The 13227-nt window shown below is 67.0% G+C and carries 14 protein-coding genes; 12 read left to right on the top strand and 2 right to left on the bottom strand.

All coding sequences use genetic code 11. The features are described 5' to 3' along the window. Positions 1-151: 151 nt before the first annotated feature. Positions 152-1096, bottom strand: a complete 945-nt coding sequence (locus ABZU76_RS32930) for an NADP-dependent oxidoreductase (RefSeq protein ID WP_354876281.1) — start codon at positions 1094-1096, stop codon at positions 152-154. A gap of 225 nt (positions 1097-1321) precedes the next feature. On the opposite strand from ABZU76_RS32930, the gene ABZU76_RS32935 reads away from it, so the two are divergent. The 6 genes from ABZU76_RS32935 to ABZU76_RS32960 all read left to right on the top strand — a co-directional run bounded on the left by ABZU76_RS32935 (position 1322) and on the right by ABZU76_RS32960 (position 6819). After that, positions 1322-1939, top strand: coding sequence for a TetR family transcriptional regulator C-terminal domain-containing protein (locus tag ABZU76_RS32935; protein WP_354876283.1), 618 nt, complete (start codon positions 1322-1324; stop codon positions 1937-1939). A gap of 287 nt (positions 1940-2226) precedes the next feature. Next, positions 2227-2610, top strand: a complete 384-nt coding sequence (locus ABZU76_RS32940) for an MmcQ/YjbR family DNA-binding protein (RefSeq protein WP_354876285.1) — start codon at positions 2227-2229, stop codon at positions 2608-2610. A gap of 61 nt (positions 2611-2671) precedes the next feature. Then, positions 2672-2833 carry a hypothetical protein gene (locus ABZU76_RS32945; protein WP_354876287.1) on the top strand — a complete coding sequence of 54 codons (162 nt, stop codon included), beginning with the start codon at positions 2672-2674 and terminating at the stop codon, positions 2831-2833. A gap of 271 nt (positions 2834-3104) precedes the next feature. Beyond that, positions 3105-3794, top strand: coding sequence for a hypothetical protein (locus ABZU76_RS32950; protein ID WP_354876289.1), 690 nt, complete (start codon positions 3105-3107; stop codon positions 3792-3794). A 161-nt stretch (positions 3795-3955) separates the two neighbouring features. Next, positions 3956-5314, top strand: a complete 1359-nt coding sequence (locus ABZU76_RS32955; protein WP_354876291.1) for an FAD-dependent oxidoreductase — start codon at positions 3956-3958, stop codon at positions 5312-5314. Positions 5315-5445: 131 nt separating this feature from the next. Next, positions 5446-6819, top strand: coding sequence for an NAD(P)/FAD-dependent oxidoreductase (locus ABZU76_RS32960; protein WP_354876293.1), 1374 nt, complete (start codon positions 5446-5448; stop codon positions 6817-6819). Between the two features lie 61 nt (positions 6820-6880). On the opposite strand, the gene ABZU76_RS32965 is transcribed toward ABZU76_RS32960, so the two are convergent. Further along, positions 6881-7627 carry an SDR family oxidoreductase gene (locus ABZU76_RS32965; protein ID WP_354876295.1) on the bottom strand — a complete coding sequence of 249 codons (747 nt, stop codon included), beginning with the start codon at positions 7625-7627 and terminating at the stop codon, positions 6881-6883. Between the two features lie 302 nt (positions 7628-7929). Between ABZU76_RS32965 and ABZU76_RS32970 the strand changes: the two genes are divergently transcribed. From ABZU76_RS32970 to ABZU76_RS32995, 6 genes are all read left to right on the top strand, one after another. Further along, positions 7930-8664: a hypothetical protein gene (locus ABZU76_RS32970; protein ID WP_354876595.1), complete on the top strand. Its 735-nt coding sequence runs from the start codon at positions 7930-7932 to the stop codon at positions 8662-8664. A gap of 15 nt (positions 8665-8679) precedes the next feature. Further along, entirely contained in the window at positions 8680-9177 is a 498-nt protein-coding gene (locus ABZU76_RS32975) for a GMC family oxidoreductase N-terminal domain-containing protein (protein WP_354876598.1), read from the top strand. Between the two features lie 373 nt (positions 9178-9550). Continuing rightward, positions 9551-10450, top strand: coding sequence for a hypothetical protein (locus ABZU76_RS32980; RefSeq protein ID WP_354876298.1), 900 nt, complete (start codon positions 9551-9553; stop codon positions 10448-10450). A gap of 253 nt (positions 10451-10703) precedes the next feature. Next, positions 10704-11330 (top strand): TetR/AcrR family transcriptional regulator, encoded by a 627-nt coding sequence (locus tag ABZU76_RS32985; RefSeq protein ID WP_354876301.1) that lies wholly within the window; start codon positions 10704-10706, stop codon positions 11328-11330. 476 nt (positions 11331-11806) lie between these two features. Beyond that, complete coding sequence (locus ABZU76_RS32990; RefSeq protein ID WP_354876304.1) at positions 11807-12580, top strand: SDR family oxidoreductase; 774 nt, start codon at positions 11807-11809, stop codon at positions 12578-12580. A gap of 38 nt (positions 12581-12618) precedes the next feature. Then, complete coding sequence (locus ABZU76_RS32995; RefSeq protein ID WP_354876307.1) at positions 12619-13089, top strand: cupin domain-containing protein; 471 nt, start codon at positions 12619-12621, stop codon at positions 13087-13089. Positions 13090-13227: the final 138 nt, after the last annotated feature.

Consider the following 13227-nt stretch of genomic DNA (forward strand, 5'->3'; position numbering starts at 1 on the left):
GCCAGGGCTCGTGGTGAGGCTCGGCGGATCCGCGAGTCTCACCACGAGCCGTCGCCGGGACGTCGTGCGGAACGCTGGTGGGGCCATACCGTCGAGGTCGCGTCGCTGACGGTGCCGGCAGGGGAGTCGGAACCGGTTTCGTCCGCGCTTGTTACGGGCGAACGCGGATGATCGTCTTGCCCTTTTTCCGCTGGGTCGGGTTGAACGCGGCCACGGCGTCGTCGAGGCTCGCCACGGTGCCGATGTTCGTGCGCACCCGACCGTCCCGCACGCGCTGCACGATTTCACCCAGCTGAGTACGGGACGGCTCGACGACGAAGTCGATCGCCAGGCCGTCGGCGGGTCGGGTCTCCGGCGGGCCGGCGATCGTCACCAGTGTCCCGCCGGCCCGAACCAGACCCGCGGACCGCGACCCGATGTCACCACCGAAGACATCGAACACCAGATCCACATTGCCGACGTCGTCCAGCGCGTCGTTCTCCAGATCGACGAACTCCTGCACCCCGAAATCGTGGGCCGCCGCACGGTCGGCCTCGCGTCCAGTGCCCACAACGTAAGCACCGGCCTCGCGCGCGAGTTGCGTCGCCATCGACCCGACCGCTCCGGCCGCGCCGTGTACGAGGATCCGCTGTCCCGCCTCGAGCCGGCCGTGCACGAACAACCCCTGCCACGCGGTGAGGCCCGCCATGACGAGGCCCGCGCCGGTCGTGAAGTCGACGTCGCCCGGCAGCGCCGCGAGATTGCGCGCTTCAACGACCGCGTACTCGGCCAGTGTGCCGTCGCGGGTCCAGTCCGTGAGACCGAACACCCGTTGACCGACCGACAATCCTGCGGCGCCGTAGCTCAGCGCGGTGACCACGCCGGCCACCTCGTGTCCGGGGATCGACGGCGTCCGGTCCCGGCCACGGCGATCGACCCAGGTCGAGGGCCACGACAGCTCATCCCAGGTGAAGCCCGAGGCGTGAACCTCGACGACGACATCGCCGTAGTTCGCCCCGGCGAGGTCGGCGAGCATCGCCACGTCGGGGTCGGGCCGGTCCACCAGCGTCATCCCGGCCCTTCCCGCGGCTTCGTCCGTCACCACAATCGCCTTCATCCGGAACCTCTTCTCTCTGTGTGCGGTGATCACGTCCACGCTCTGTGGACTTCACGGTCCATTATTGAGAACTCGGCCGGACTCGGCAGGGTGGTCCGGGTCGCGCCGCCGAGGTTGAGTTCGAATCTACTGTCTTGCCCTCAGTGGATAAGAAGTGGACCATATGGACCCTGATTGCTCAGGGGGAAGTCCCCCGCCGGAACGCGTGCGGCTACTGTTGCCACCATGACGGCCGACTGGTATGACAGGCCCTGCCCGAGTCGCGACACGTCCGAGCCGGGACCCCGTGCGCGCGTCGTGGCAGCGGCGACCACGCTCCTGCTGCGCGAAGGCGTCGGCTCGCTCACTGCGGCGCGTGTTCATGCTGCCGCTCGCGTGACTCAGGCGGAGCTCAACCAGCTGTTTCCCGACTCCGGCGGGATCGTGGAGGCGATCGTCGAGGCCCAGCTCGAGCTCGTCTTGCGGGCGCAGCGTCCCAGTCTGAACGCAGTCGAACGCCTCACGGACCTCGAACAGTGGCAGTCGCGACTGCTCGATTCGTGCGCGGCGCAAGGCGGTTGCCCTCTCGGCTCGCTCATCTACCACCTCGCTCACCGCCACGATCGTGGCCGGCTCGCCCTCGCCACAGCGTTTTCCCGGTGGCAGGGGTTGCTCGCCTCGGCCTTGTCGCGCATCCAGGCCGCCGGCGAGCTCGACTCCGATGTGGCGCCGGAAGTCCTTGCCGTCGGCGTCATCGCCGCCCTGCAAGGAGGTTATCTGCTGGCGCACACCACCCAGGACACCGATCAATTGCGCGCCTCGCTCGACATGGCCCTCGGCCAGGTTCGCTTCCACGCGACGTGAAGGACGATACATCCCGAAAGGTCGGGTGGCACCGTCCTGCCCGTAGCCCTGAGTCAGTGGACGAGTTACTGTCCTACACCCAGACCAAAGCGGTCACCGTCGTGATGGAGTGACTCGGACACCACCCCGGCGCCCGAGTCGGAGGTGAGTGCATCCGCCCACCTCCGACTCGGGCCGATCCAGTTCGCGGTGCTGCCCGGTTGATGGCCTCCGCAGTAAGAACCTCCGCTGTCGCGGTAGCTGAGTACGTGGCGATCGAAGCCGAATCGACAGAGGAGTTGGTCACCTTGGACGGCGACAAGCTGCAGAAGATCGCAGGCGACTGCGGTGTGGCACTGCCCGGCGCCGACCTCGAGCACCGTTCCGGCCCCGATTGGGACCTCTACAAGGTGCGCGGCAAGGTCTTCATGCTCATGACCGATCTGCCGGGACACCCGGTTGTGGTCGTGAAAGCAGATCCGGACAACGCCACCGCACTGCGTGAGCAGCACGCGGACATCACCCTCGGCTACCACATGAACAAGAAGCACTGGATCACGGTCGAAGGCGGGGGCACCATCGGCGCGAAGCTGGTGAAGGAGCTCGTGATCGATTCCTACCGCCTGGTGGTCGGCGGGCTTCCGAAGCCCGAGCGGCCCGTGGATCCCCAGATCTGCGGCCGCCGCGCCTGAGCTGCTGCCGTCAATTCCTGGGGATCAACGAGCAACGACTCTCGGCATGCGACGGGGAGCTATGACCGACAGGTTCACCGGCCGGGAAACGGCCGCGATCGGCGGCTGCGGCGACACGGGGGAGGAGCCCACGACCGACGCCGCGCACCGCGCTGCCGAGGATGACGGGTTCGAGATGTTCATCCGGGCGTGGCTGGAGCTTCTGGACACCGTTCGGAGCTAGCCCGGCGATGACGGGTTGAACAGCGAGGCGCAGGATCCGGCGTACGCGGATCCGGGTGCGCGGTGTCGATGCCGGCGTGCTGCTGTCCTATGTGGACTCGGCTGACTCCTTCGCGCCCCGCGTGACTTACGGGTTCCGGGCGGCACGGGGACGGTACGGGTCCGTTCTGGGCGCTCGTGCGGCTGACTGGAACGCAGAGCTCGGCATGCCGAGGCGTGGGACAAGGCCACGTCCGCCGGCTACGGACTGAACTGTGAGCAGGAGGCGTCCGATGAAGGTCGGTTTGCACGCGCGGGATATTCCTGTCTTGGTCGGTGCCGCTGTCACGGAGTCGGAACTCGCTTATGACCACCTGGTGGAGCGCGACCCGGTCATGCGCTGCCTTGTTCGCCGGTTCGGCCGGCCGGAGCCGTTCAGCCACCGGGAGGAAGCCGGTCTCGGCGGCCATTTCCCGGCGCTGGTTCGCTACTTCGGCGCGAGGCAGTTCCACACGCCGTCGACTTCCACGGTGTACACGCAGATCTGTCGTGTGTCGTGCGGCCACCCGTCTCCGGCGATGGTCGCCGACCTCGGTGCCGACCGGCTGACCGCATTGGGGGTGCCGCGGGCGGACGCCGACCGGCTGGTGCGGCTTTCGCAGGCACAGCTGGCCGGCGACATCGACCTGGACCTCCTCGTCGGACGCAACGACTGCCAAGTCCGGCAGATCCTTGCTCGGTACGGGATTCCCCGTGACGTGACGGACCTGTTCCTGATCCGCCGCCTGCACCGGCCGGACGTGCTGCCGGTCGACGACCCGGTGCTCGCCCGGGTTGTCCGGCGGATCTGGGCGTGTGGCAGCGCCGACGAAGGGTTCGGCCGGCAGTGGGCGCCGTTCCGCACCTATTCCGCGGCTCTGCTGTGGGAGGTGTCGCAGGCGGTGCCGCCACAGGACGGCTGGAAGATCCAAGATCCAGGGTAAGAACCGTCGGCGGCACGGCGCAGAGAATCGGGCAACACGACAGAGCCCGGACAGAGCGGTGTGCGCACGATGCCCGGCCTGGGTGCGATGGCTCGATTCAGTGCCGGGCAGCGAGTTCGACTAGGGCATCTTCGGCCGCGGACTTGAGAGACAGAGGCCTCATGCGCAAGATCTTGATCGTCGGCGGCGGATACGCGGGCTTCTACGCCGCATGGAAACTCGAAAAGAAGCTGCGCCGGGACGAGGCCGAAGTGACGGTGGTCGACCCGCGGCCGTACATGACCTATCAGCCGTTCTTGCCCGAGGTGGTGGCCGGGTCGATCGAGGCGCGGCACGCCGCGGTGTCGCTGCGCCGCCACCTCCACCGCACGCGGATCATCACCGGGATGGTCGACGCGATCGACCACAAACGCCGCTCGGTGACGATCCGGCGCGCCGGCGGGGACCCGTTCGAACAGGGTTACGACGTCGTCGTGGTCACCGCCGGCGCGGTCACCCGCAAGTTCCCGGTGCCGGGCATCGCCGAACAGGCCATCGGCCTCAAGCACGTGGAGGAAGCGGTCGCGATCCGCGACCGGCTGCTGACGTCGTTCGACCGAGCGGCCGTGCTGCCGCCGGGGCCGCACCGGCAGAAGCTGCTCACCGCCACTTTCGTCGGGGGTGGGTTCTCCGGCGTCGAGGGCTTCGCCGAGCTGCTGTCGCTGGCGACCGCGCTGCTGAAGCGCTATCCCGAACTGCATCGCGACGAGCTTCGGTTTCACCTCGTCGAAGCGTCGGGCCGGATCTTGCCCGAGGTCACCGACTCGCCAGGACGGTGGGTCGTGCGTTTCCTGCGACGACGTGGTGCGCAGGTGCACCTGGACACGCAGATCAGGTCGATGACCGGTGGGCACGTGGTGCTCTCCACCGGCGAGGAGTTCGATTCGGAGCTCATCGTGTGGACGGCCGGCAACGCGGCGAACCCGGTTGTGGAAAAGCACACCGACCTCCCGGTGGACGAGCGTGGATTCGTCGTCGCCCGGCCGGACCTGCGGGTCGGTACCGACGCCGAACCAGTACCCGACGCATGGGCCGCCGGAGACGACGCCGCGATCGAAGACCTCACCTCGCCGATCCCCGGCGCCCGCACGGTGCCCAACGCCCAGCACGCCGTGCGCCAGGGCAAGCTGCTCGCCCGCAACATCGTCGCGACCATGCGCGGCGGAAAGCCGAAGAACTACCGTCACCACAGCCTCGGCTCCATCGCGGAGCTCGGCATCGGTCACGGGATCTTCCAGTATCGGCGATTCGTGATCAAGGGGCCCCTCGCCTGGCTGATGCATCGTGGCTATCACGTGCTGGCCGTGCCCAGCTGGGAACGCAAGGTCCGAGTGCTCGTGATCTGGCTGACCGCCGGGTTGTTCGGCCGGGACATCCTCTCGCTGGCGTCGGTGCAGCACCCTCGGGATGCTTTCCTCGACGGCGGTGAACCCGCGGTGCTGCTGAACCCGACTTCTCAGGACCGAACCTTGCCGCGCTGAGCGGTTTCCCTTTCCTCGGAGAATCGCGCGTTCGCCGCAGCGCGAGTCTTTTCGGCCTGGTCCGTGCGACGGGGGAGCCGACCTCGACCGCGACCGGAATGACAGGACAGACCCATCGGATGGTGGTCTTGATGAGTGAACACTTCGACGCGATCGTGATCGGCATGGGCACCGGCGGTGAAGCCGCTGCTTACCGGCTCCTGGCCGGCGGAAAACGGATCGCGGTCATCGAAAAGGAGCTGATCGGCGGGGAATGTGCCTACTGGGCCTGCATCCCGTCCAAGACCCTGCTGCGTTCCACCGAAGCTCGCGCCGAAGCCGAGCGCACCGCCGGGCTCACGCGGCCGGGTCTGGAGTGGACGACGTTGCGTGACTACCGCGACTTCATGGTCCGCCACCTCGACGACACCGGCCAGGCCGACGGCTTGCGCAAGCTCGGCGCCACCGTGATCAAGGCGACCGCGCGCCTGGTCGGACCCGGCAAGGTCGAGGTCCAGGGCCGCACGCTGACTGCCGACCACGTCGTCATCGCCACTGGCGCGGCTCCGAGCCACCTGTCGATCGCCGGTCTGGCCGATGTGCCGATGTGGACCAACCGCCAGACGACCACCCTCACCCGGATCCCGGAACGGGTGACCTTCCTCGGCGGCGGCGCCACCGGCATCGAACTCGGCCATTTCCTGACTCGCATGGGCAGCCAGGTCACCATCGTGCAGCGCGGCTCGCGCTTGCTGGACCGCGAAGATCCGGCACTGGGCGACTTGATCGCCGAGCTGTTGACCGCGGATGGAATCGACGTGCGGACCGGCGTCCGAGCGCACACCGTCCGGCGTGTTTCCGGCCGGCGTGGCGAAGAAATCGTCGTCGAGCTGGATGACGGCACCACTGTGGACACGGATGTCCTCGTCAACGCCACCGGTCGCACTCCCCACACCGCCTCCCTGAACCTGGAGGCCGTCGGCGTGCGGCCCGGGTCCCTGGGGCACATCGAAGTAGATGAAAACTGCCGGGCCGGCGACAGGCTGTGGGCTGTCGGAGACGTGACAGGAGTCGCGCTGTTCACCCACGTGGCCACCTACCAGGGCCGCGTGGTGGCTGACAACATCTTGGGCCGCCCGCGCGTCGCCGACTACACCGCCGTCCCCCGCGTGGTGTTCACCCAGCCCGAGATCGCCGCGGTGGGCCTCACCCCCGCGTCAGCCCGCTGCCAGGGGATCGACATCGTGGCCTCCACCCTGCAGCTGGCCGACGAGATCGCGCGCCCCTACACCTACGAGACGGACCCCTACGGCACCGTCACCCTGATCGCGGACCGTCGGCAGCGCACACTCGTCGGTGCCTGGGCCGTCGCTCCGCTCGCCGGCGAGTGGATCAACACCGCCGCCCTCGCCATCCGGCACCACCTCACCATCGACGATCTCGCCGACGGCATCGTCCAGTTCCCCAGCTACACGGAAGCCCTCACCCTCGCCGCCGACAAACTCGTCAGTCAGCTGCGGTGCTGAGACAGCCGCCAGGATGCGGAATCCTGCCGGCCGTCGAAGGTTCGTCTTCTCGTGCGCTCGGTCAGACGGCCAGCCCGGCGCCGCCGGACACCACGATCTCCTGCCCGGTGACGTAGGCGGCCTCGTCCGAAGCCAGGAACGCCACGGTCCCGGCGATGTCCTCGGGCGTGCCGAGGCGACCGAACGGGTTCTTCTCCGCCATCGCCGCCATCGTCGCGGGGACGTCGGCAGATCCGGTGCCGAGCGCGGTCCGCGTCATGGGGGTGTCGGTGAATCCGGGGCTCACGGCGTTGACCCGGATGCGGCGCGGGGCGAGCTCCAGGGCCAGCGTGGGGATCATGGCCAGCATCGCGCCGTGCGACCCGGCCGCGATGCTGTTGCCGGGCAGGCTTCGCGTCGCCCCGATGCCGACCGTGATGATGACGGAAGCGCCGTCGATCAGCAGCGGGAGCGCCTTGCCCAGGGTGAAGAACTGCCCCTTCGTGTTCACGGCGAACGTCTCGTCGTAGGCGGCTTCGTCGCAGACGTCCAGCGTCACGGGCCGGCTGACGCCGGCGTTCAGGAACAGCGTGGTCAGACTCCCGAACCGGTCGCGGACCTCGGACACCACCTTGTCGGTGTCGGCGAGCGAGCGCGCGTCGGCCTGCAAGACCAGGACGTCTTCGGGGAGCTCTTCGCGCGCCCGGGCGACGCTTTCCGGACGTTGTCCGGTGACCGCGACGCGATAGCCACGGCTGTGCAGAACCTGCGCGGTCGCCTTACCGATCCCGCTGGTGCCGCCGGTGATCAGGGCTGCACGTGCCGACATGGTGATCACTCCACAGTAGTTGGTGTCTTGACACGACAGCTCGACGACATGGCGCCGAGCCCAGCCGGTGTCGCGAGGTGCCAGAGGACGGCTACCCGCGTATCCATCATGCACCGAAGAGAACCATATAGTCCACTCGCATGGTCGACCCGTGGCGGGTACCGTGGGCTTCCACCATTGCCGGCTCGGCTGAGGGGTCCGGGGAATGAGCGAGATCGCGCGCATCCCGAGGGTGCACGCCTGGATCGACTGACCTATTCCTGGACTATATGAGCCATATTTGGGACCCTGGTGACGTGACCATGACTCGCACGGGGAAGCGCGCAACCAAGGAACAGCGCGCCGCGTACGAGTACTTGGGCTCGCGCGACGACTCGCTCGCGCTGTGGGTGCGGTCGACAGGACCGATCGATGCCTACGAGTCACACCTTCCGGTCGAGGTCCACGGCCCGCTCGAATGGTTGTCGTTCGCGATCGCCTCGCGGCAGCTCAGCAGGGCAACCGCCTTGGCGATCTACAACCGGCTTGTCACGCAGCTGGGCGGCTCCATCACCACGGAGCGGGTCGTCACGGCCGACGAACGGACTCTGCGCGGAGCCGGCTTGTCCCACCCGAAAGCCAGGGCAATCCGCGAGGTCGCAGAACACGCCGATGACGGCCTGCTGGACCCGGACAAGCTCGCGGTGATGTCGGATGCCGAAATTCAAACCAAGCTCGTGGCCGTGGCGGGTATCGGTCCTTCGACAGCGCAGATGTTCATGATGCGGTACCTGCGTCGACCGGACATCTTCCCGGCCGGCGACCTCGCTGTGCGCTCGGCGATCACGACATTCGATCGACTGGACAGGCGGATCACGCCGAAGGCCGCGGAGCAGCGCAGTGAGCCATGGCGGCCGTATCGGTCGTATGCGACGTCGTACCTGTGGGGCTACGGGTGGGAGCTGCACCGTACGGATGAAGGAGCCAGCATGGACAGTATCTTCGTTCGAGCACGTCCGAAACCGGCCGCGGGCCGCTCGGTCGAGGCCGGCTCATGAGTGCTCGCTACGACTATGTGGTCGTCGGCGGGGGCACGGCCGGGTGTGTGGTGGCCGCACGTCTGTCGGAGGACACTGACAGACGCGTGCCGCTGCTCGGCCGCACCCAACCCGCTCTCGCAGATATTCGTCGACGCCGCGTTGGCCGCCGGACACCCGCGGACCGACGACTTCAACGGCGCCGACGGTGAAGGTGCCGGCTGGCACGACCTCTCGATCGCGGACGGGGTGCGACAGAGCACCTCCGCGGCCTACCTGCGACCGATCCGGGACGCGCGGCCCAATCTCACCGTGGCTACCGGTGCTCGCGCACACCGACTGCTGTTCGACGCCGACCAGCGCACCGATGTGGAATACCGGCAGGACGGCGCCGGCCATACCGTGTACGCCGACCGCGAGGTCATCCTCAGCGCCGGCACGGTCGACTCTCCGCGACTGTTGCTGCTCTCCGGTGTCGGACCCGCCGCCGCAGACCTCGTCCGCGGCTGCGGGGTGGCCGGTGCGGTGTCCTGACGCTCTCGCCGCAGTCGGTCATGCACAGGGAGCGCCACGACGCCGGCAGTCGACACGGCGCGCGACGCCGGCCGAGCCGCGTGGCTTCGCTGGGCGCGAGGTCGACCGTCGGGGAAAGAACGAGGTCGCGACGCCGGCGGTAAGACTTCGAGACGGACCGACACCAACCACTTGCACGATGACGCGGCTCGCCGCACGTACCCGCTGCGACCGCTGAGCCGCACACCGGCGGGGCAAGGGAATGAGCGCTCTCCACCACGCAGTGGATGTCACGTAAATTGACGTCTTCCTGCGCGATGACAAGCAGATTGGCACCATTTCGGTTCCACGACAAGCTCGTTGCCCGAGCCGCTGAGGGAGGAGGAAGCCCACTGTGCGCGTCACTCCTGCACTCACCGTGCTCCGCAACGCCGATGCGGTCGAGATTGTGCACATCCCGGTTCCCGAAGATGTGGATTTGCCTCCGTTGCCCACCCAGGCTGATTCATGGGTGGGGCATTACCAGCGTGTCCTGCTCAATGTCCGCACCGGCGAGATGTCGTTTTTCTGCACTGACTGGCGGGTGTACGTGCCCGTTCTAGGAGATGAGGATCGCGCGGTCTGGAAGTCGCAGTACCCCGGCGAGAGTCCGATCAACTCCGTGAATGCGGCCACCCGGCCGATTCCGGAGTTGCTGATGTTCTTCATCGACACCTGGACACGCGTGGATTTCCCCGCTGCGGGGCGTCCGTCGACGCCCGCGTGGGTGTACCTGACTCGCGAACAAGGTGACGCGTTCGTGGCTTCGCTCGTGCCGCTTGCGCAGCAGTTGGTTGACACCCTGTTCCGAGTGCCCGGCACCGACGACCTCGAATGGTCTGCCGAATCCGTGGCGGCCGAGCGGTCGATCGATGCCGCGTGCAGCCGATATCACCAGGGACCGCGGGGTGTCGAGACGTCGCCGGCGGGCCTGATCAATTTCGCTGATGCCGTCGTGGCAGTGCCGGGGTTGGTCCGCGGCGAGTGGGCCGAGATGGAAGACACCGAGCTCGACGACGCGGCCGATGTGCTGAGTAGGTCTCGGTACCACCTCGACCCGCAGCTTCGGGAGGAGTCCGGGAGGCCGTGCGACGAAGGCGGTGGCATCGGGCTGAAGGTGTACGGAGCGCGGGCGTGGCTCTACGCCTACCGCGCCCACGAGGCCGACAACCGGCCGATTCTGGATGCGGCCAGGAGCCAGGCGGTCAACCAGCTCCGCAAGGCACTTTCCGACGACGTCGACAGCGGTGATTGACTCCGATACGACGGGGCAGACCGATCTCGTGGAAATGACAATGCGGCGAGGTCTTCACTCGACGAGTCAGTCTGGCGGCGCTTCTCGACCGGACTCTGATGTCGTAAGTCGGTCGCGGATGCAGGACTTCTCCGCCGCATCCGTTTTCCGGCGGTTAACGGTTGCGGCGTGACGAAGCGGATTGACTTAGGCGCGGATGGCCGAATTGCATCGCGGGGCACGCAGCCACAGGCAGGTGCGATAATCTGTTGCGGTGGTGGAACCGGAGAGCACGATGAAGCCTGTCCGGCTGACGGCGCGAGGTGAGGCGACCCGGGCTCGGATCGTCCGCGCTGCCGTGGACGTGATGACGGTCAAGGGGGTGGCCGCCACCACGCTCGACGATGTTCGTGCGGCGAGCAGTACCAGCAAGTCCCAGCTCTACCGTCACTATGCCGACAAGGACGCGCTGGTCCAGGATGTGATCGAACATCAGGCCGAAGACCTGCTGACGGCGCAGGGGGAACAGCTGCGCCGGCTGGACTCGGTCAGTGGGCTCGAGCGGTGGCGTGATGCGATCATCCAGCGGAACACTGTGCGCAACAGGGCTTATGGATGCCAACTCGGCTCGCTGGCGTGTGAGCTTTCCGATCAGAACCAGCGGGCTCGATCTGCTCTGGCCGGCCACTTCGAAACCTGGCGCGGCCTGATCGCGGATGGTCTGCGGCGGATGCGCGACGCGGGCAAACTGCGCCGTGACGCCGATCCCGAACGGCTCGCCATCGGCTTGATGGGCGCCCTCGAAGGCGGGTACTTGCTCGCGCAGACCGAGGGGGACATCAAGTCCATGCGCATCGCGCTCGACATGGCCATCGACTACATCCGTACTCTCGAAGTGTGAGTCGCCGGTAACGGGATACCGCGGAAGCGAACGATCTGTGGGTAGTTGACGTCGTCCCCTCGACGTGCGTGCCGACCTGCCGGCCATCCGAACCGGTGAGAAAAAAACAACCTCGATGACACGCGTCAGAGCGGACTGTATAGTCCACACTGTGATCAACAGCCTCTGCCGGCCCGCAGCTGCGAAGCTGTGCTTGCCGCCTGGCTCGGTGCCGGCGTCACCACGATTGATGGCTGCGACGCCAGTGTGCGGACATGTTGGCCGTCGGTCGACCTCCGGGCAGGCGGTACCCGGCACGGTGAGATGACCGTCCGCGTTGAAACCTTCTCCGTCTAGAGTGGACGGTTGCCGTCGATTTCGCTTGGTGCAGGTCTGCCGCCCAGTCGTCGGCCGGTCTTGTTCCGGTTCATCCGAACCGTCGGCCTCGGACTCTCTGTAAACGCAATGCTGCGTCTTGACAATGAAGGAGAAATTTCGTGAGCGAAGACTTCGAAGGCCGCAAGATTGTTGTTGTCGGCGGTAGCAGTGGAATAGGTTACGCCACGGCCGAACAGGTGATCGCCGGCGGCGGCAGCGCCGTGATCACCGGTCGGAATCCGGAGAAGCTGCAAGCGGCGGTGGAAGCGCTGTCGCAGCACGGTAAGGCATGGGGTATCGCCGCGGAGCTGACCGACCGCGCACAGATTCCCGAAGTGCGAAAACGGATCGCCGATGAACATGCCGACGCCGGCTTGCTGGTCAACGGGGCCGGAATCTTCGTCCCCAAACCCTTCACCGAGTACGACGAAGACTTCTACGACTCATTCAACGAACTGAACCGTGCGATGTTTTTCATCACCCAAACCGTCGTCGCCGGCATGCTCTCCGCGGGCAACGGAGGGTCGATCGTCAACATCGGCGCGATGTGGGCGCACCAGGGGATCGCGGCAACGCCGCACACCGGTTTCTCCGTGCAGAAGGGCGGCCTGCACTCCCTGACGAAGGCACTCGCGATCGAGCTGGCACCGCATGCCATTCGGGTCAACGCGGTCTCACCCGCAGCGGTGCAGACCCCGCCGTACTACCGGCTGGTTCCCGAGGCGCACCTCGAGGACCCCGTGAACAGCTTCGCGAGCATGCATCCGCTGGGCCGGGTCGGAACCGTGGAAGACGTCGCGAACATGGCGTCATTTCTGCTCTCGGAAAAAGCGAGCTGGATGACCGGCGCGATCGTCGACGTCGACGGCGGTGTCATGGCCGGGCGCAACTGAACCGCGGAAGCAGAAAATTCGGCACTAGGAGGTTTTTCATGTTTCTCTCGCAGATCGTAGGTCGGTTTTTGGTTGTCGCCGCGCTGGCCGGCGCGACAGCCTGTAGCTCCGCTGCCCAGAGCGCGCCGGCCGCGGTGACGGGCACCACCGCGGTGACAAGCACGGCAGCTTCGCCGCCCCAGCTGAGTGTGTTGCTGCAACAGGCCCTCCCGAACGCTGAGGGCAAGACGTTCACGTCGCAGATCGTGGACTTCCCGCCGGGCTCGGCCGCGCCGTCTCATCGCCACGGTCAGGCTTTCGTGTACGCCTACGTGCTGGAAGGCGATGTGCGAAGCCAGGTCGACGACCAGGCAGTGACCACGTACCACCAGGGTCAGAATTGGTTCGAAAAACCCGGCGCCCACCACGTCGTCGCGGCGAACCCGAGCACGACCCAGCCCGCCAAACTGCTGGTCGTCTACGTTTCCACCACCGGGGACCCGCTCCAGGCCAACGATCCCCATCAGTAGCCGTCGGTGCCGACCCGACGCGAGCCACCAGAGGCAGGAAGATCTGCCCACTCCGTGCGGCTAACGGAGGACATCGTGTGTCAGCACGGGATGGCGACCGGCAGCACAGTCGGTGACGAGTCGCCGCCCGGAGAGGGG

Source organism: Amycolatopsis sp. NPDC005232, assembly GCF_040607795.1.
Classification (GTDB): Bacteria; Actinomycetota; Actinomycetes; order Mycobacteriales; family Pseudonocardiaceae; genus Amycolatopsis.